The organism is Evansella cellulosilytica DSM 2522 (assembly GCF_000177235.2).
Lineage (GTDB): Bacteria > Bacillota > Bacilli > Bacillales > Salisediminibacteriaceae > Evansella > Evansella cellulosilytica.
Map to the genome: position 1 here is coordinate 1,690,018 of NC_014829.1, position 18,373 is coordinate 1,708,390.

An 18,373-nucleotide genomic window follows, 5' to 3' on the forward strand; every position below is an offset into this window, starting at 1 on the left:
TGAGTAAAATTGTGTAACATATAGGTTATCTATTGATTTTATCAATACTTATTGTCTAAAATAGTATAGTAGACAAGTTTACAATGAAATAAGATGAATACAGACTTTTGTACATAAGAGAGAAAAGTCAACGTGGTTTATCACCGAAAGGGGGGAATAAATACATGGAATTTATGACAGCATTATTACCTCTATTGTTAATGTTTGCGATTTTCTACTTCCTATTGATTCGTCCACAACAAAAGCGACAAAGGAAGATTCAAGAAATGCATGGAGCGCTTCAAAAGGGAGATAAAATTATTACGATTGGTGGCTTACATGGTAAGATTGATGCCATTGACGAAGATCGTATCGTTTTAGATGTAGGATCATCTAAGCTCACTTTTGATCGTCAAGCTGTACGTGATGTAATAAATAAAGATTAAAGTAAAAACCGATTTCCTGGAGTTATAGTGGAAATCGGTTTTTTAAACTATAGGCTAGTGATTGTCTCCCATGTAAGGTTTCACTAGCTTTTTCTAGAAAACTCGGGTCTCTACAACTTTGGAGTCCCACCTCTCGTTAACTAAAAGATTCTCCTCTTACATTAACGCCAATAATACCACCTAATATTGCTGCAATTACATACCCGCTATGAATCAATAGTTGTGTAGTGTCAAAGCCTTGATTATAGCCTAAAAATTGTACGAGGAAAATGACAAAAGAATAAAGAATGGCGGTAACAGCACCGGCAAACCATCCTTTTTGGCCTGTTCTTCCTCCAGCGATAAACCCTCCAATAAATACTGCTAAAAATGGAAATCCAATTAAAAACCAAGTGAGGCTGCCCTCTTGTAGTGATGTAAAACGAAGTAGTGCTGAACTAATGAAGCTAGCAACGATCACAAGTATTAAGATGGTGAGTATTCCATATAAAGCACTGCTAAATAGTCGATGATGCATAGATTCTCTCCCTCCCTAAAGCTTTTACTTTATGCATATTCACGTAACTGAAATTTAGACGAGCTTTTATGCAATTTGTTTACTTCTCTATGTGAATAAAATATGAAAATAAAATAAATGGCGAATTCTCCATGATGAATTGATTCATGTTTGTCCACTTTGCCTCATACAATGTATGGAATGAATGGGGAGGGACAGGAATGGATTGGTTTTTTGCCTTAGTTATATTTACGATTAGCTATATCTTTATTATAAGTGAAAAAATGAATCGAGCACTTATTGCATGTCTAGGTGGCGTATTTATGCTTTTTGCAGGGGTTCTTGATTTAAATGCTGCATTTTTAAATCATATAGATTGGCATACGATCGTACTGTTATTATCAATGATGATTCTCGTGTCGATTACAAGCCAAAGTGGATTTTTTGAATACTTAGCCGTATTTTTAGCGAAAATTATAAAGGGTAAACCGATACCTCTCCTAATTATGGTTTCAACATTAACAGCAATAGGATCTGCGCTATTAAATAATGTGACGACTGTTCTGTTAATGGTGCCAATTGTTATTACATTAACGAGAATGCTTTATATATCTGCCATCCCTTATTTAATGGCAACAATTTTAGCTTCAAATATTGGAGGGACTGCAACGTTAATTGGTGACCCTCCTAACCTAATGATTGGCCAGGCTGTTGATCATCTCACGTTTAATGATTTTTTAGTTCATTTAGGCCCTGTAGTTCTTGTGATATACATAGTCATTATGATTGGTATTTGCTTTTTATACAGGAAGCAATTGCACGTAAAGCTTGAGGATCAACGTACATTAATGAAGGTGCATCCTCGAAGTTACTTAAAGGACAAAAATCTTTTGTTTAAATCCGTAACAGTACTTACATTAACAACAATAGGTTTTATGATCCAACCTTTACTAAATGTAGATTTAACAAGCGTGGCGATGGCGGGTGCGTTGTTGTTAATGCTTTTAACACATGAAGATAAAGAGACTGAAGAAGTATTTCAAGGCGTTGAATGGGTGACACTCTTTTTCTTTGTAGGTTTATTTATGTTAGTAGGAGGCTTAAAGGAAGTAGGTATTATTGATGAAATTGCAAAATCGATTATATACTATACAGAAGGTGACGTACCAAAAACAGCCATGCTTATACTTTGGTCATCCGGCATACTTTCTGGTTTTGTAGATAATATCCCATTTGTTGCGGCAATGATACCAGTAATATTAGAATTCCAAGATTATGGTATGACAAACTTAGATCCACTTTGGTGGGCACTTGCATTAGGTGCATGCTTAGGAGGAAATGGTACATTAATTGGTGCTAGTTCCAATGTTATTGTAGCTGGTCTAGCTATGAAGGCGAAGCAACCGTTTAGTTATATGGATTTCCTAAAGATCGGAGCTCCGACAGCGATTGTATCGTTCATTATTTCGAGTATTTATATTTACTTTAGGTATTTAATATATTTCCAATGACAAACCGCGGAAAGTCCTAGGAATAACTAATTTGTCGTAAACCCAATGTAAGAAAACGATGATTTATATAGGGAGTCTCAATTGGTAAAAATCAACCTTTTGAGTCTCCCTTTATTCGTTTTTTACAATGAATAAACTTGTAAACGACTTTAGATGGGTAATTTCCATACCTTTTCATTCATGGATTTGAACTGCATGGTAAAAATAAATAGGAAAGAGTATGTAGAGGAGCGGATTACATATGGTATTTGGAACGATGATTATGAGAACAATTGTCATCTATATAGTAATTCTCCTCGTTTTTCGGATGATGGGTAAACGGGAAATTGGGGAACTTTCTGTCGTTGACTTTGTCATTTCGATCATGCTGGCAGAATTAGCGGTATTATCTATAGAGGATAGCTCGACACCTATGTCGCACCAAATTGTTCCGATGTTAGTTCTTATGTTTATTCAAATTAGTCTCGCATACGTTTCATTAAAAAGTGAAAATCTCCGAAAATTTATTGATGGAAAACCTTCTGTTATTATTAGAAACGGGAAAATTGATGAAAAGGAAATGCGTAAACAACGTTACAATTTTGACGACTTAATGTTGCAGTTGAGACAAAAGGATATTAAATATATGTCTGATGTCGAGTTTGCAATCTTAGAGCCATCTGGTGATTTATCAATCATTAAAAAAGAAACTGGACCAAATGCTAAATCTCATCCACATTTTCTTCCATTACCATTAATATTGGATGGGAAAATTAAGCATGACCACTTGAAACAATTAGGGAAAAATCAGTTCTGGTTACGTCAGCAACTTAAAAACCTTGGCTTTAAAGATATAAAAAAAATTTCATTTTGCTCCTTAAAGGAGGATGATTCCTTTTACGTAGATTTAATTGATGAGTAATAAGTAATAACTAAATATCGAGGGTGAATCAAAAGGTCTTAACTTACCTATTGATTTACCCTCTTTGTCATTCAATTTATTTGACCAAGTTTTTTAAAATAGGGATACGGGATGCCTCTTCTTTTTTTATTAATCCAAAAAGTGTAATAAAAAGCATGTATACTAGAAATACAACTGTAATGCTTACACCAGTTTTTATAATTAAACTATGCTGTAATAAAAAGTGTTCCAATAACCACATCGCTAGCCCGCCGGAAACTACCATCGCTATCACCACTTTAAGAACTTCCCTTATACGTAATGAGAAACTAATCGCCTTAACAACGGTTGCAAAGTGTAAAAATGTAACGAGTAAAAAACCGATAACAATAGCGAGAGCAGCACCCATAATGCCAAACTCAGGGCGTGATGCAAGAATAAAGATGGCCGCAATTTTTACGAATGCTCCAATAAAGCTATTTATCATTGCTGCCTTTGCAAGTCCTAAAGCCTGTAGTGTTGCTTGCAACGGCGATTGAAAGTATAAAAATAAACTAAAAGGAGCCATTATTTTAATATAGGCTGCTGTTGTTGGAGCATCGTATACTAAGTCCATAATAGGTTCTGCAAAAACGAAGAGTACAACAACAGCTGCGCCACCAGAGACTAATGCTAATCGCAACGCTTGTGATAGCCGGTGGTGAATCATACTGTAATTTTTTTGATATGCAGCTTCACTAATAGCAGGAACTAGAGATACAGATAGAGAATACGTAATAAAAGTCGGTAAAAGAAGCATTGGTATAACATAGCCTGAGAGTTCTCCATATTGTGACGTTGCCATCGCTGTAGCAACCCCAGCTAGTGCAAGGCTTTGGGCAACAACAATTGGTTCGAGGAAGAACGAAAAGGATCCAATTAATCGGCTTCCTGTTGTCGGTAAGGCGATACCCATTAAATCATGAAAAGTTCTTTTACCACCTTTCACATATGTGAAAAATTGTCTTCTAATACGTATTTTCTTATTCCTTTTAAACATTGTAATCATAAAAATAAGAGATGCTAGCTCTCCAAACACGACAGAAATCATTGCTCCTGCTGCGGCATATTCTAGCCCAAGTGGTAAAAATGCAGTTGTAAAAGCTGCTACTAGCGTAATTCTCACGACTTGCTCGATGACTTGTGAATAAGCAGTTGGCTTCATGTTTTGTAATCCTTGGAAGTACCCTCGTAATACAGAGGAAAGTGCAACGATTGGAACGATAGGTGAAATGGCAATCAATGGATAAAAAGCACGAGCATCTGTCAATAATGTTTGAGAGATAATCGGTGCACCGAGAATCATAATGGCTGTAAATACAATACTTAATACACCTGTTACGGATAGTGATACTACTAAGATTCGTTTTACTTTTTCGCGATCATTATCAGCATCGGCTTCTGCTACTAATTTTGATATTGCTACAGGAAGCCCCAATTGTGTTAAAGTAATAATGAGAAGAAGGGTAGGAACAGCCATCATATATAAGCCGACACCTTCTGCTCCCATAATACGGGCAACAACTATCCGATTAATAAAGCCTAATAATCGAGTAATAAGTCCTGCTATTATTAGAATGAATGCTCCTTTAAGAAAGGATTGCTTCGTCATAAACAGCCCTACTTTCTATAAAAACAATAGATTTTTTCTATAAAAATGTATATGCTGAGTAAGTGGTCAAGCATGACAAGTTTACGAAAATGGTTCAGTTCTTTTTGAAATTACATAAAATGAGAGGTACGAAAACTACAGCGCAGAGGAGAATGTGGAAGTGGAATGGAGAAACTTGTATCGCGGTGCCATGATGGGAATTACTGAGTTAGTTCCAGGAGTAAGCAGTGGTACGATTGCGGTGATGCTAGGCATCTATGATCGTTTAATTGCTGCGATTAATGGGATAACGACAAAGGATTGGAAGCGTCATTTACTGTTTTTAATCCCACTTGGAGCTGGAATGGCGTTAGCGCTCGTTGGATTTAGCAATATTATTAAATTACTTTTAACACATTTTGAAGAACCGACAAGATTTTTTTTCTTAGGCTTAATTATTGGGGTTGTCCCATTATTAATTAGTCAATCACGTGCTAAAGAAACATTCAAAACCAACCACTATTTTGCTATTATCATTGCCGCTATATTAGTCGGATTGATGAGTTTTTTACCAGAAAATCATCAAATCATTGAGTCACTTACGTTAGGTGACGCGATTGTACTATTTTTTGCAGGTTGGATAGCGAGTATGTTTATGCTATTGCCAGGGATAAGTGGTTCTCTCGTGCTACTTGTACTTGGAGCTCATACAACAGCTATTAACGCGCTAGCAACTTTTAATTTACCAATACTAATAGTGATTGGGTTAGGTGTTCTCCTTGGATTTTTTATATGCAGTAAACTAATAAAATTTTTGTTGAAAAACTACCATTACATGACGTATGCTGTCATCATCGGACTAGTGATCGGATCGACAGTTGTGGTCTATCCTGGAATAAGTTCGACTTACGTCATTATTCCTAGTTTGATAACGTTTATTGGAGGGGCAGCGACTGCCTTCTTACTCGGATCAAAAGGATAGAGAAAAAGAGGAGGGTTTCATAATGACTAAACACAATTGGGATTACTGGAAAAAAGAAGTGAAGCCTGTATTACAAAGTAAAGCAGAAGAATGGCAGCTGTTAGGACATGATAGAGTTAGTCAAGAGGATGTTTGGGCATGCTTTATGTCCATGCTACCAAGACTTGATGTTCCCGAAACATTAAGACCACATTGGGTCGTTCAACAATTATTCCATTTAAATGTGAACCATTACATGAATTGGTTGACATTAGAAGCGTACAGAGGACCAAGCTGGTTCAACGATGAAGAACCAATTGATTTTCGTTTAAATCACTATGAGAAGAAAAAAGAGGTCTTAGAATAATGGAAGAACTGAATAAGGGAAAGACCAAAGGGCACTGAAAAAGTGGTGTTCTCTCACTTTTTCAGTTCCAATAGAATAATGTACTAGTATTGCAGAGCTTTTTTTACAAGTCTATAATGGACAAGGGAGGCTTACTAGTACGATTACATATTGTTATCGATTTGAAACTGGAATGAAGTTCACCCGTTCGTTGAAGGAGGATCATTTGTTGATGAAAAAGAAAAGAGGGGTCAAAAAGGGTCTGATCATTACATTTTTTGTTGTCGTTGCAGCTTTTGCTGCATTAATAGCTACGACCGTGCTTGATCATGCTGAAGAAATTAATTTAGGATTAGATTTACAAGGTGGCTTTGAAGTGTTATACGAAGCGCAACCTATAAATGAAGGACAAGAAATAAATCAAGCTGTTTTAAGTGATACTGTTACGTCACTTTTAGCACGTATTGACGTTTTAGGTGTCTCTGAACCAAATGTACGAGTTGAAGGAGATGACCGGATACGGGTCCAATTAGCTGGTGTCTCTGATGAGCAAACAGCAAGAGAGTTATTATCTACTCAAGCTAGGTTATCGTTCCGTGATGTTGACGACAACTTAATGCTTGATGGCTCAGACTTAGTTGAAGGTGGAGCTAGACAAAGCTTTACTGAATTAAATCAACCGAATGTAACCGTTACGATAAGAGACGCCAATCTGTTTGGAGATGTAACGTCCGAAATATGGCCAAGGGATTTCCCAGAAAATCGACTTGTCATTTGGCTAGATTGGGAAGAGGGCGATACGTATGCGGAGGAAATTTTAAAGGAAGATTCGAAAATAGTATCCGCTCCTACAGTAGGTGAAACACTACGTACATCGAATATTGAAATCAATGGGGATTTCACACTAGAAGAAGCAAACCAGCTTGCAGGCATATTAAACGCTGGTGCACTTCCAGTAGAGCTTGAAGAGCTTTATGCTAACTCTGTTGGAGCATCTCTTGGTGAACGTTCAATGGATCAAGCAGTTTTTGCTGGATTTGTCGGAATCGCTTTAATATTTGCCTACATGCTTTTCTATTATCGTTTTATGGGTGCTGTAGCTGTAGTTACTTTAAGCGTGTATATTTATATCGTCCTCGTCGTATTTAACTGGATGAATGCCGTATTAACGCTCCCAGGAATCGCTGCCCTTATTTTAGGGGTGGGTATGGCTGTAGATGCAAACATTATTACATATGAACGTATAAAAGATGAGATTCGTTCTGGAAAAACAGTCATGAGTGCTTTTAAAGCTGGTAGTCGCCGCTCATTATCGACGATATTAGATGCAAATATTACGACAGTGTTAGCAGCAGCAGTATTATTTTACTTCGGTACAAGTGCTGTACAAGGCTTTGCAGTTATGCTGATCGTGAGTATAGTAACGAGCTTTTTAACATCTGTCTTTGGCTCACGCTTATTGCTTGGGTTATGGGTAAATAGTCGAGCATTAAATGGAAAGCCTCGTCTGTTTGGTGTAAAGGAGAGTGAAATAGGTGAACTTTGATCACGAAGAAACTAAATTAGATTTTGTAAAACATCGCAAGAAATTTTTCGTATTTTCTGGGACTCTCCTTTTGCTAGGTGTCGTTTTGTTAGCAACTTTAGGCTTGAACCTTGGAATAGACTTTAGAAGTGGAACGACGGTTGATGTGTTATCAAATGATTCTGTTACTACAGCAGAAATTCAAGCGGAATTTGAAGCGATTGGTTTTGAACCAGATGATATTACTATTGCAGGAAATAATAATGAAATTGGACGAGCAGTCTTCATTGGTGGGCTTACACAAGACGAAGGACTAGCAGTTCAAAGTCACTTTGAGGAACGATACGAGAACAGGCCTACAGTAAATACGGTTACACCTATGGTAGGGGAAGAGTTAGCGCGAAATGCAATTATATCTGTTTTAATTGCAGCCGTTGGGATCATTATATATGTTACAATCCGTTTTGAGTTCTTATACGGTATATCAGCAATTGTTGCTCTCTTTCACGACGCGTTATTTATATTAGTGGTGTTTAGTATTTTACAAATGGAAGTGAACATTCCTTTTATCGCCGCAGTACTTACGATAGTAGGTTATTCGATTAATGACACGATCGTGACATTCGACCGTATTAGAGAAAATATGAGCTACGAAAAGAAAGTCAAGAATTTTGATGACGTTGCTAGAGTAGTGAATAAAAGCCTAGTACAAACATTGGCACGCTCAATCAACACAGTATTAACTGTTGTATTTGCTGCCGGGGCATTATTTGTCTTTGGTGGAGAAGCGCTTCGTACTTTCTCCTTTGCTTTAGTAGTAGGGCTTGTTGCAGGAACATACTCGTCGCTATTCATCGCTGCACAGCTTTGGTTAGTATTAAAATCGAGACAGTTAGCAAAAAAGAAGCGAAATCCAGTAGAGCCAACAAATGCATAGTAGAGCTACTAATAGGTACAAGCAATTCCTATACTCGCTGTGTGAGGTTTACACAAAACCAATATATAACGATTAACTATACTTACCGAGTGCCCACTATAATCCACTTATAGTGGGCTTTAAGTGATAGTGGAAACTCCCGCACATTATTGAAGGTCTCTGACTCATATAGAAAAAATCCACCTTTTGATCTACCTGTTAATGATGAAGTCGATTCCCACCTTGAAAAATTTAATCACTGGTGTTTGTTCACTTTTTCGTTTCTGAATCTAAAAGCAAATTCTCTTTCCATGAATATGGAAAAAGGGTGAGTAATAAAGAATTACACATGAATACTAATAAAAAATACATGTTGTTACAAATAATGTACTAGAGGATATTAAAGCGATGGTAGGTGGCTAAAGTGAATGGTACAGATGTCATGAAGGAAGAACGATATAAAAAGGTTAAATTTGGAGCCTGGGTAGGTATTATTGGAAATATTGCTCTTGCAGTTATAAAATTTATTGTCGGTATGCTAGCGAATAGTCGGGCGTTAGTGGCTGATGCTGTGCACTCAGCTTCTGATGTTGTTGGCTCAGTGGCTGTTCTTATTGGTATTCGTGCAGCACAGTTACCACCTGATCGGGACCACCCTTATGGACACGGTAAAGCGGAGACAATTACAGCCATCATTGTAGCAGTGCTTTTATTCATTGTTGGTTTAGAAATTGCGATTGGTGCAATAAATGCTTTCTTTGAACCTATTGCTGTTCCTGGGATTATTGCTATTTATGCGGTTATTTTTTCGATAGTCGTGAAAGAACTTATGTTTCGTTATAAGATATATTTGGGTAAGAAGTATAAAAGTGATGCTTTAATTACAGACGCATGGCATCACAGATCAGATGTTTTTTCCTCAATAGCAGCATTGTTAGGAATAGGCGCTTCTATTATTGGCGGATATGTAGGGATCCCTTGGCTCGTTTATGCAGACCCTGTAGCAGGATTGTTTGTTGCGATACTAATTGGAAAAATGGCGTGGAAACTAGGAAGTGAATCTATACATAATACGCTAGACCACGTATTACACGATGAAGATACAGAGGAAATGCTACAAGCTGCTCAAAATGTAGCAGGTGTTTTTAAAGTAGACGAGCTATTGGCCCGTGAGCATGGTCATTATGTCATTGTAGATATAAAAATTGCAGTAAATCCTGAAATCACTGTTGAGGAAGGGCATACGATAGGAAAAAATGTCAAAGCAAAACTGATGGAGGATGAATACGTACAAGATGTAAGGGTACATATTAATCCTTATTCGACTGAAAAGGAGTGAAAACATGCGAGGACAATGGACACTAATCGTAGGAATAATCATTGCGATCGTAATTGCTACATTTGCAGTCATTAACGTAGATCCAGTAGAGGTAAATTATTTATTTGGTCAAAATGAATGGCCTCTCGTATTAGTTATTTTAGGTTCTGTCTTAATGGGGGGCATAATTGTAGGAAGTGTCGGTATTTACAAAATATACCGCCTCCAAATGGAAATAAAAAGTTTAAAAGAAAAAATGCCACATACCCAATCAAACTTAGATAAGAACAAGAAAACAGATAAGAAAGATGAGAAACAAGTAGAAGTAAAACCGTACACGAAACAAAAAAAATAAACGGTAACATTGCCACCTTTGAATACCTTATGTATAATTACTTGGTCAGGGGTGGTTTTTTTATGTTACAACCGAAGGCTAGATGGAAAATAACCGAAGCGAATGAAAATCAAGTGATGGAATTAGCGAATCAATTAAATATATCGATGATTGCCGCAAGGTTTTTAGTTCAAAGGGGATATGATGATGTTCATAAAGCACAATCGTTCCTACATATGGACGCATCAATGATACATGACCCCTTTTTATTAAAGGATATGGAAAAAGCAGTTAAGAGAATTCACACTGCAATTAAGGAAAATGAAAATATACTTGTTTTTGGTGATTACGATGCCGATGGGGTAACAAGTACTTCACTTATGTATTTGACGTTAAAACAATTAGGAGCAAACGTTGGTTTTTACGTGCCAAATCGCTTTACCGAAGGATATGGTCCGAATGAGCAAGCGTTTAGACATGCAAAAGAAGAGAATGTATCGTTAATTATTACTGTTGATACGGGAATAGCAGCGAACCATGAAGCCGAAGTCGCTAAAGAACTCGGTGTAGATTTAATTATAACGGACCACCATGAACCACCACCAACGATTCCAGATGCATATGCAGTTATTAATCCAAAACAGGACGATTGTTTTTATCCAAACAAGAATTTAGCTGGTGTTGGTGTGGCATTTAAGGTGGCACACGCATTATTAAATAGAGTACCTACTGAATATATTGACTTAGTTGCGATCGGCTCTATAGCGGATCTTGTTCCTTTAATAGATGAAAATAGATTTCTTGCAGCTGAAGGGATTCACTCTTTAACTAGAGAGCAACGTCCTGGCCTAAAGGCACTTATGGAGCATTGTAATATAAATCCTTTAGAACTTAATGAAGAACATATTGGATTTATGATTGGCCCGCGTTTAAATGCAGCTGGGCGTTTAGACTCTGCAGATCCAGCGATACAACTATTATTAAGTGAAGATGATATAGAGGCATATGAATTAGCCATTATGATTGATGATTTAAATAAGGAACGCCAAACAATTGTAAATGAGATGGCGAAGGAAGCGGAAGAACAAGTTTTAGCGAAGGACACGGTTCCCTCCGTTTTAATTGTTGGACAAGCAGGCTGGAACGCAGGTGTAATTGGTATTGTCGCTAGTAGATTAGTAGAAAAATTCTATCGTCCTACAATCGTATTAAGTCTCGATGAAAGCACAGGATTAGCGAAAGGATCTGCTCGTAGTATAGAAGGATTTGACCTGTTCCAAGCTTTATCGCAGTGTCGCGAATGGTTACCTCATTTTGGGGGGCATCCAATGGCTGCTGGTTTAACAATGAAAATAGAAAATATTAACCTTCTTCAAGAAAAAATGTGCAACATTGCTGAAACAACAGTTGCTGAAGAAAACTGGATAAAGTCATTAGCTGTTGATTTGCCTGTAAAGGTGAGTGAGGTTACTACAGAAGCTATTACTCATTTACAGGAAATGGCTCCCTTTGGAGTCGGGAATCCTGCTCCTAAAGCTTTAATAGAAAATGTAGAGCTTGCAATGACAAAAAAAATTGGAGCAAAAGAGGATCATTTGAAGCTATCTTTAAAAGATGAAGAATCAGTGCTAGATGGAATTGCGTTTCGGATGGGGAATATTGCCGATGAACTTTCTCCAATAGCAAAGCTATCGGTCGTTGGACAGCTATCAATCAATGAATGGAATGGACACGTTAAACCGCAAATGATTATAGAAGATATAAAGGTAGATGAGTGGCAATTATTTGATTTGAGGAGTGAGAAAGAGCCTTGGACGAAGATTAACCAACAGCATAGTGAAAGCATAGTGGTCGCAGCATTCAGAAGTGAATCAGCCTCACTATTATCTAAGATTCCGGCTGAGTGGAAGACGATTAGTTTCTTTGAAGGTGAAGTTGACTATTCCGTATTTGAAAATAAGTTTGTCCTTTTACTAGATTTACCTGAGTCTTTCGAGCAATTAGAGTCTATTTTTTCAGTGCACGATAAGCCAAAACGCGTATATGCAAGCTTTATACATGAAAAGGATCACTATTTTGAAATGCTACCTACGAGGGAACATTTCGTATGGTTTTATGCATTCTTAAAGAAGCGCACAACTTTTGATATTGAGAAGCACGGTGCTGACCTTGCAAAACATAAAGGTTGGTCCTTAAACGGCTTAAAATTTATTTGTAGCGTGTTTTTTGATTTAGGATTTGTTAAAATAAGCAATGGGTTTATATCAATTGTAGATTCACCAGGAAAAAAGGAATTGGAAGAATCACCAACGTATAAAAAGAGAATAGAACAATCTGAAATTGAAAACGTATTGTTATATTCCTCTTTCAACGAATTAAAGTCTTGGATTCAAAATGTAATGGAAAAAGAAGTAGTTACTATGAGCTAAATTCCTGGGACTGAAAAAGGTAAATATCGGAGGGCACTGAAAAAGATATGTTCTTTAAGGACACTGAAAAAGTGGCGTTCTTTCACTTTATCAGTGTCCCCTAAAAATAGTCATCATGATTTGTTTAGCTTATAGAATTTTGTATAGTATAAGTAAAGTATACGTGGTCGATTGTAAAAAATAGGAGGAAACAATATATGGATTTCAAAAAATTTGTAACTGTTGTCGAAAACTTCCCAAAAGATGGGATTCGCTTTAAAGACATCACCACGCTGATGGAGAATGGTGAAGCGTATAAAAAAGCAATCGATGAAATGGTGAACTATGCGAAAGAAAGAAATGTAGATGTTATTGTCGGACCTGAGGCAAGAGGATTCGTTGTAGGGTGCCCAATTTCTTATGCTATGGGTGTAGGGTTCGTACCTGTACGCAAGGCGGGAAAACTTCCAAGAGAAGTTATCGGAGTCGATTATGGACTTGAGTATGGGAAAGACTCCTTGAATATTCATAAAGATTCGATTAAGCCTGGCCAAAAAGTATTAATCACAGATGATTTATTAGCTACAGGTGGGACGATTGAAGCAACAATCAAAATGGTAGAAAAATTAGGTGGAGAAGTTGTTGGAATAGCATTTTTAATTGAGCTTAGTTATTTAAGTGGAAGAGAAAAGTTAGTCGATTATGATGTCTTTTCTTTAATGACATATTAAGGAATGGTATGAAAGGGTGTCTTTCGATTGTATAAGGCACCCATCCTTAACATCAATGGAAAATGGATATCTATAAATACATAATATAATTGAATAATTTCTACACGTATACTTTTCTAAAGAAAATACTATTTGATTCTGTTTTTTTTTATAAAATATGTTATTCTTAATGAAAGTCTTTTCTACGGAAGAGATTCTTTTTTTATACGACTATTCGACAAAATTTTTAGTCTCTTTTATCGGAAATTTTAAATAATAAAAGAAATATAGACTGGATGTTAAGGTGATTCCATGACAATTGATCAACTATTTGATAAAGCAAGTGAATACTTATTAGAAAATGATGTTGCTTTCATTAAGGAAGCTTATGAAGTAGCGGAGGTTGCCCATAAGGAACAATTCCGTAAATCAGGTGAGCCTTATATATGGCATCCAGTACAAGTTGCAGGTATTTTAGTTGATTTAGGAATGGACCCTAAAACGATCGCTGCAGCGTTTCTTCATGATGTTGTAGAAGATACGGATGTCAAATTAGAGGATCTAGCTAATAGATTTGGAAATGAAGTTGCCATGCTTGTTGATGGGGTAACAAAGCTTGGGAAAATAAAATATAAATCTAAAGAGGAGCAGCAGGCAGAAAATCATAGAAAAATGTTTGTTGCAATGGCCAAGGATATTCGTGTCATACTCATAAAATTAGCAGATAGACTTCATAATATGCGCACACTAAAGCATTTACCTCCTGAAAAACAACGGAGAATAGCAAATGAAACGCTAGAAATATTTGCGCCACTAGCTCACAGACTAGGGATATCCAAAATTAAATGGGAGCTAGAGGATACATCTTTACGTTATTTAAATCCACAACAATATTATCGCATTGTTAATTTAATGAAAAAAAAGCGTGCAGAGCGTGAAGATTATATTGACGAAGTACAAAATAAAATTCGTGAAAGATTAGAAGGTGTTGGAGTACAAGCTGGAATACACGGTAGAGCAAAGCACATTTATAGTATTTACCGAAAAATGGCACTACAAAACAAACAATTTAACGAAATATATGATCTTCTAGCCGTTAGAATTATCGTGAATAGTATAAAGGATTGCTATGCTGTGCTTGGGATTATTCATACCCAGTGGAAACCAATGCCTGGTCGATTTAAAGATTATATTGCAATGCCTAAAGCTAATATGTATCAATCGTTGCACACAACTGTTATAGGACCGAAGGGAGATCCTCTAGAAGTTCAAATTCGCTCGGAGGATATGCATAAAGTAGCTGAATTCGGGGTGGCAGCTCATTGGGCATATAAAGAAGGCAAAACAATGAAGCAAAACGAAACATTAGAAACGAAAATGAGTTGGTTTAGGGAAATTCTAGAATGGCAAAATGATACTAACGATGCACAAGAATTTATGGAGTCGCTAAAAATAGACCTTTTCTCTGACATGGTATTTGTGTTTACACCGAAAGGCGATGTTATTGAATTACCTAAAGGATCTGTTCCGTTAGACTTTGCTTTTAGAATCCATACAGAGGTCGGCAATCGTTGTATTGGCGCGAAGGTCAATGGGAAAATGGTTCCATTAGACCATCCACTTCAAACGGGAGATATCGTTGAAGTACTTACTTCTAAGCACTCCTATGGTCCAAGTCAGGATTGGCTTAAAATTACACAAAGCTCCCATGCAAAAAATAAAATTCGTCAATGGTTTAAAAAAGAGCGACGCGAAGAAAACGTGGAAAAAGGCCGCGAGCTCGTGGAGAAGGAAATTGAACGTAAAGGTTATTCCTTAAAAGAGGTTATGACCGAAGAGAATATTGAAAGAGTTGCCAACAAGTTCAACTTTACCGCAGAAGAGGATATGTATGCAGCAGTTGGATACGGTGGTATTACTGCGGCTCAAATTGTGACAAGGCTAACGGATAATATTAGAAAACAACAAGATGAGGAAGCTGAGAAGCTCACGATTAATGCGGCAGTTGAAGAATTGAAACCTTATGATACGACTAGAAAAACTAGTGTTGGAGTTAGAGTGAAAGGGATAGATAATCTGCTCATTCGATTATCGCGTTGTTGTAATCCAGTACCAGGCGATGATATTGTCGGTTATATTACAAAAGGTCGTGGTGTTTCTATTCACCGAACGGATTGTCCTAATATTACGACAGATGAGGCGAAAACTAGGCTACTGGAAGTTGAATGGGAAGGTGACCAGCAACAAACGAAAAATTATAATGTGGATATAGAGATTTCTGGATATGATCGTAGAGGCTTACTTAATGAGGTGTTGCAAGCCGTCGCTGAGACGAAAACAAATATTAATGCTGTTTCTGGTCGTTCAGATAAAAATAAAATGGCAACGATTCATATGACGATTTCTATCCAAAATGTCTCTCATTTGCAAAGAGTTGTTGAAAGAATAAAAAGAATATCCGATATATATTCTGTTCGTCGGATAATGCATTAAGTAAGAAAGTAGGTTTATTTATGCGAGTAGTAGTACAGCGATCATTACATGCGAAGGTTACCGTTAATGATGAAATAGTAGGTCAAATAGACCACGGTTTAGTACTTCTAGTTGGTATCACTCATGATGACACAGAGCACGATGTTCATTTTGTTGCTGAGAAATTGATTAACTTACGAATATTCGAAGATGAAAACGAAAAGCTTAATCTTTCTGTTAAAGATGTAGGTGGGCAAATACTTTCTATTTCACAGTTTACATTGTACGGAGATTGTAGAAAGGGTCGGCGTCCTAATTTTATGGCTGCAGCAAAGCCGGACCACGCAGAAAAACTTTATCATTTGTTTAATAACAAGTTAAGAGAGCAAGGTATGACAGTTGAAACTGGACAATTTGGAGCAATGATGGATGTGTCATTTACGAATCATGGTCCAGTTACTTTAATTGTAGAAAGTAAATAATTTTATTTCTTTATGAGTAACCTTCCTTTTTTTCGGCAAAACTGAAAGAAAAAGCGGAGGGAATACTCATGAGATCTGGACATCAACAAGAACGCTTTACAAATTCAAATGCACGACTATTAGGTGTAAACCTTCATAGGTTTACTGAAATTGAACAACAAGCAGATAATTACGAAATTGCCACTGAATTTGGCTTATCACTTAAAGAAGTGAAGTCACTAAAAAAGAGAATAGAAAGAAATTAGTATCATTATTTTAAATATATGGTTGACAAGCCTGCTTTCTATTTCGTATTATATTAAGAAACTTTGATAAATAATTTCACATATACATGTACACCGATGAGGGAGAAGAGTAATGAAGATCGTCTATGGACAGAGAAGAAATGCCGTTGGCTGTAAGCGTTTCTACATGGAACTTCATGAATGAACACTCCTTAGGTATTTCTCTGAAAAATAAGTAGTACTTTAAGTAGGAGAAATCGTAATCAGGCGTTAACTGATCGAGAGGAAGCCATTTGTGCTTCAACTAGGGTGGTACCACGGGATTCAAACTCTCGTCCCTGACATTGTTCAGGGGCGGGAGTTTTTTTATTTGCATGAAATACATAAGTAAAATTACCAATTTTAAAAGAATTTGTAATATAGACAATAATACATTTGAGCAATGATGAGGAGGAAACGAGATGAACTTTAAAATCCCTAGAGGAACACAGGATATCTTACCTGAGCAATCTGCAAAATGGCAATATATTGAGCAACGAGCACATGAACTTTGTAGAACGTATAATTATAAGGAAATTCGTACACCGATGTTTGAGCAAACAGAAGTGTTTGCACGCGGTGTTGGGGATACAACTGACATTGTGCAAAAAGAGATGTACACATTTGATGACCGTGGAGGAAGAAGCTTAACATTACGACCAGAAGGGACAGCATCTGTCGTACGTTCCTATGTAGAAAACAAAATGCATGGATTACCTGATCAACCTGTGAAATTGTATTACATTGGACCGATGTTTCGTTATGAAAGACCACAGTCAGGGAGGATGCGCCAGTTCGTTCAATTTGGTGTTGAAGCTTTAGGAAGTGATGATCCCGCCATTGATGCAGAAGTAATCGCACTAGCAATGGATCTTTATAAAGGTTTAGGGTTAACAGATTTAAAGTTAGTTATTAATAGCCTAGGGGACAAAGATAGTCGAACAGCACACCGAAATGCGCTTATCGATCATTTTAAGCCACGTATCGAAGAATTTTGTTCTGATTGTCAAGCGAGGTTAGAAAAGAACCCACTTAGGATACTAGACTGTAAAAAAGACCATGGTCATGAGTTAATGGATACAGCTCCTTCCATTCTTGATTACTTAAACGAAAGTTCAAAAGCGTATTTTGAACAAGTACAACGCTATTTAACTGCTATTGGAATAGAATTTGTTGTAGATGCTACATTAGTACGAGGTTTAGATTATTATAATAATACTGCTTTTGAGATTATGATAGACGGCAAAGGATTTGGAGCTATTACTACATTAAGTGGTGGTGGAAGATACAATGGCTTAGTAGAAGAGTTTGGTGGTTCAGACGTCCCAGGAATTGGGTTCGCCTTAAGTATTGAGAGATTACTTATGGCATTAGAGGCGCAAGGAATAGAGCTTCCTATTCAAGAAGGTATTGACGCCTATTTAGTTGTCATGGGTGAAGAACCAAAAAATGTTGCTCCAAAACTATTACACGATTTAAGGAAACAAGGTTTAACTGTCGATACTGATTATTTAAATAAAAAAATGAAAGCACAATTTAAAGCGGCAGATCGCCTCAATGCTTCTTTTGCTATTATTTTAGGAGAACAAGAATTAGAAAACGATTCTGTTATGGTAAAAGCATTAAGTACTGGTGAGCAAGAGGAAGTAAAAGTTCAAGAATTAGTTAGCTATTTAAAATCCAAAAAGAAATAGAC

Annotated in this window: 17 protein-coding genes and 1 other annotated feature; of the genes, 15 read left to right on the plus strand and 2 right to left on the minus strand. The window is 36.8% G+C overall.

The features are described 5' to 3' along the window. Positions 1–164 precede the first annotated feature (164 nt). The gene (gene yajC, locus BCELL_RS07550) at positions 165–425 is read left to right on the plus strand and encodes a preprotein translocase subunit YajC (RefSeq protein WP_013488095.1); all 261 of its coding nucleotides are present in this window, start codon (positions 165–167) and stop codon (positions 423–425) included. 136 nt (positions 426–561) lie between these two features. Here yajC and BCELL_RS07555 read toward each other — a convergent pair whose 3' ends face one another. Continuing rightward, entirely contained in the window at positions 562–942 is a 381-nt protein-coding gene (locus BCELL_RS07555; protein WP_013488096.1) for a TIGR04086 family membrane protein, read from the minus strand. 200 nt (positions 943–1,142) lie between these two features. On the opposite strand from BCELL_RS07555, the gene BCELL_RS07560 reads away from it, so the two are divergent. Continuing rightward, the gene (locus BCELL_RS07560) at positions 1,143–2,432 is read left to right on the plus strand and encodes an ArsB/NhaD family transporter (RefSeq protein WP_041808166.1); all 1,290 of its coding nucleotides are present in this window, start codon (positions 1,143–1,145) and stop codon (positions 2,430–2,432) included. Positions 2,433–2,673: 241 nt separating this feature from the next. Continuing rightward, positions 2,674–3,333: a DUF421 domain-containing protein gene (locus BCELL_RS07565; RefSeq protein ID WP_013488098.1), complete on the plus strand. Its 660-nt coding sequence runs from the start codon at positions 2,674–2,676 to the stop codon at positions 3,331–3,333. Positions 3,334–3,409: 76 nt separating this feature from the next. Here the strand turns inward: BCELL_RS07565 and spoVB are convergent, their stop codons facing one another. Next, positions 3,410–4,963, minus strand: coding sequence for a stage V sporulation protein B (gene spoVB / locus BCELL_RS07570; RefSeq protein WP_013488099.1), 1,554 nt, complete (start codon positions 4,961–4,963; stop codon positions 3,410–3,412). A gap of 160 nt (positions 4,964–5,123) precedes the next feature. Here spoVB and BCELL_RS07575 point away from each other — a divergent pair, with 160 nt between their 5' ends. The 12 genes from BCELL_RS07575 to hisS all read left to right on the plus strand — a co-directional run bounded on the left by BCELL_RS07575 (position 5,124) and on the right by hisS (position 18,371). Further along, a complete protein-coding gene (locus BCELL_RS07575; RefSeq protein WP_013488100.1) occupies positions 5,124–5,924 on the plus strand; it encodes a DUF368 domain-containing protein in 801 nt (266 codons plus the stop codon). A gap of 22 nt (positions 5,925–5,946) precedes the next feature. Continuing rightward, positions 5,947–6,270 (plus strand): post-transcriptional regulator, encoded by a 324-nt coding sequence (locus BCELL_RS07580; protein WP_013488101.1) that lies wholly within the window; start codon positions 5,947–5,949, stop codon positions 6,268–6,270. A gap of 211 nt (positions 6,271–6,481) precedes the next feature. Further along, positions 6,482–7,795: a protein translocase subunit SecD gene (gene secD, locus BCELL_RS22035; RefSeq protein WP_013488102.1), complete on the plus strand. Its 1,314-nt coding sequence runs from the start codon at positions 6,482–6,484 to the stop codon at positions 7,793–7,795. Beyond that, a complete protein-coding gene (gene secF / locus BCELL_RS22040; protein WP_013488103.1) occupies positions 7,785–8,711 on the plus strand; it encodes a protein translocase subunit SecF in 927 nt (308 codons plus the stop codon). Before secD ends, secF begins: the two co-directional genes overlap by 11 nt. Before the next feature lie 421 nt (positions 8,712–9,132). Next, positions 9,133–10,029 (plus strand): cation diffusion facilitator family transporter, encoded by an 897-nt coding sequence (locus BCELL_RS07590; RefSeq protein ID WP_041808732.1) that lies wholly within the window; start codon positions 9,133–9,135, stop codon positions 10,027–10,029. A gap of 4 nt (positions 10,030–10,033) precedes the next feature. Continuing rightward, entirely contained in the window at positions 10,034–10,363 is a 330-nt protein-coding gene (locus tag BCELL_RS07595; RefSeq protein WP_013488105.1) for a LapA family protein, read from the plus strand. Between the two features lie 62 nt (positions 10,364–10,425). Continuing rightward, a complete protein-coding gene (gene recJ / locus BCELL_RS07600) occupies positions 10,426–12,771 on the plus strand; it encodes a single-stranded-DNA-specific exonuclease RecJ (protein ID WP_013488106.1) in 2,346 nt (781 codons plus the stop codon). 197 nt (positions 12,772–12,968) lie between these two features. Next, entirely contained in the window at positions 12,969–13,481 is a 513-nt protein-coding gene (locus BCELL_RS07605) for an adenine phosphoribosyltransferase (RefSeq protein WP_013488107.1), read from the plus strand. A 291-nt stretch (positions 13,482–13,772) separates the two neighbouring features. Beyond that, positions 13,773–15,953, plus strand: a complete 2,181-nt coding sequence (locus BCELL_RS07610; protein WP_013488108.1) for a RelA/SpoT family protein — start codon at positions 13,773–13,775, stop codon at positions 15,951–15,953. Positions 15,954–15,973: 20 nt separating this feature from the next. After that, a complete protein-coding gene (gene dtd / locus BCELL_RS07615) occupies positions 15,974–16,414 on the plus strand; it encodes a D-aminoacyl-tRNA deacylase (RefSeq protein WP_013488109.1) in 441 nt (146 codons plus the stop codon). 68 nt (positions 16,415–16,482) lie between these two features. Next, positions 16,483–16,659: a hypothetical protein gene (locus BCELL_RS22895; protein WP_013488110.1), complete on the plus strand. Its 177-nt coding sequence runs from the start codon at positions 16,483–16,485 to the stop codon at positions 16,657–16,659. A gap of 87 nt (positions 16,660–16,746) precedes the next feature. Then, positions 16,747–16,981, plus strand: a binding site (T-box leader). Positions 16,982–17,099: 118 nt separating this feature from the next. Further along, on the plus strand, positions 17,100–18,371 hold the full coding sequence (gene hisS, locus BCELL_RS07625; RefSeq protein WP_013488111.1) for a histidine--tRNA ligase: 1,272 nt from the start codon (positions 17,100–17,102) through the stop codon (positions 18,369–18,371). Positions 18,372–18,373 lie beyond the last annotated feature (2 nt).

Excerpts from the sequence above, each read along its gene's own strand:
- yajC (WP_013488095.1), top strand. The coding sequence starts at position 165 with ATGGAATTTATGACAGCATTATTACCTCTATTGTTAATGTTTGCGATT.
- BCELL_RS07555 (WP_013488096.1), bottom strand. The coding sequence starts at position 942 with ATGCATCATCGACTATTTAGCAGTGCTTTATATGGAATACTCACCATC.
- BCELL_RS07560 (WP_041808166.1), top strand. The coding sequence starts at position 1,143 with ATGGATTGGTTTTTTGCCTTAGTTATATTTACGATTAGCTATATCTTT.
- BCELL_RS07565 (WP_013488098.1), top strand. The coding sequence starts at position 2,674 with ATGGTATTTGGAACGATGATTATGAGAACAATTGTCATCTATATAGTA.
- spoVB (WP_013488099.1), bottom strand. The coding sequence starts at position 4,963 with ATGACGAAGCAATCCTTTCTTAAAGGAGCATTCATTCTAATAATAGCA.
- BCELL_RS07580 (WP_013488101.1), top strand. The coding sequence starts at position 5,947 with ATGACTAAACACAATTGGGATTACTGGAAAAAAGAAGTGAAGCCTGTA.
- secD (WP_013488102.1), top strand. The coding sequence starts at position 6,482 with ATGAAAAAGAAAAGAGGGGTCAAAAAGGGTCTGATCATTACATTTTTT.
- BCELL_RS07590 (WP_041808732.1), top strand. The coding sequence starts at position 9,133 with ATGAAGGAAGAACGATATAAAAAGGTTAAATTTGGAGCCTGGGTAGGT.
- BCELL_RS07595 (WP_013488105.1), top strand. The coding sequence starts at position 10,034 with ATGCGAGGACAATGGACACTAATCGTAGGAATAATCATTGCGATCGTA.
- recJ (WP_013488106.1), top strand. The coding sequence starts at position 10,426 with ATGTTACAACCGAAGGCTAGATGGAAAATAACCGAAGCGAATGAAAAT.
- BCELL_RS07605 (WP_013488107.1), top strand. The coding sequence starts at position 12,969 with ATGGATTTCAAAAAATTTGTAACTGTTGTCGAAAACTTCCCAAAAGAT.
- BCELL_RS07610 (WP_013488108.1), top strand. The coding sequence starts at position 13,773 with ATGACAATTGATCAACTATTTGATAAAGCAAGTGAATACTTATTAGAA.
- dtd (WP_013488109.1), top strand. The coding sequence starts at position 15,974 with ATGCGAGTAGTAGTACAGCGATCATTACATGCGAAGGTTACCGTTAAT.
- BCELL_RS22895 (WP_013488110.1), top strand. The coding sequence starts at position 16,483 with ATGAGATCTGGACATCAACAAGAACGCTTTACAAATTCAAATGCACGA.
- hisS (WP_013488111.1), top strand. The coding sequence starts at position 17,100 with ATGAACTTTAAAATCCCTAGAGGAACACAGGATATCTTACCTGAGCAA.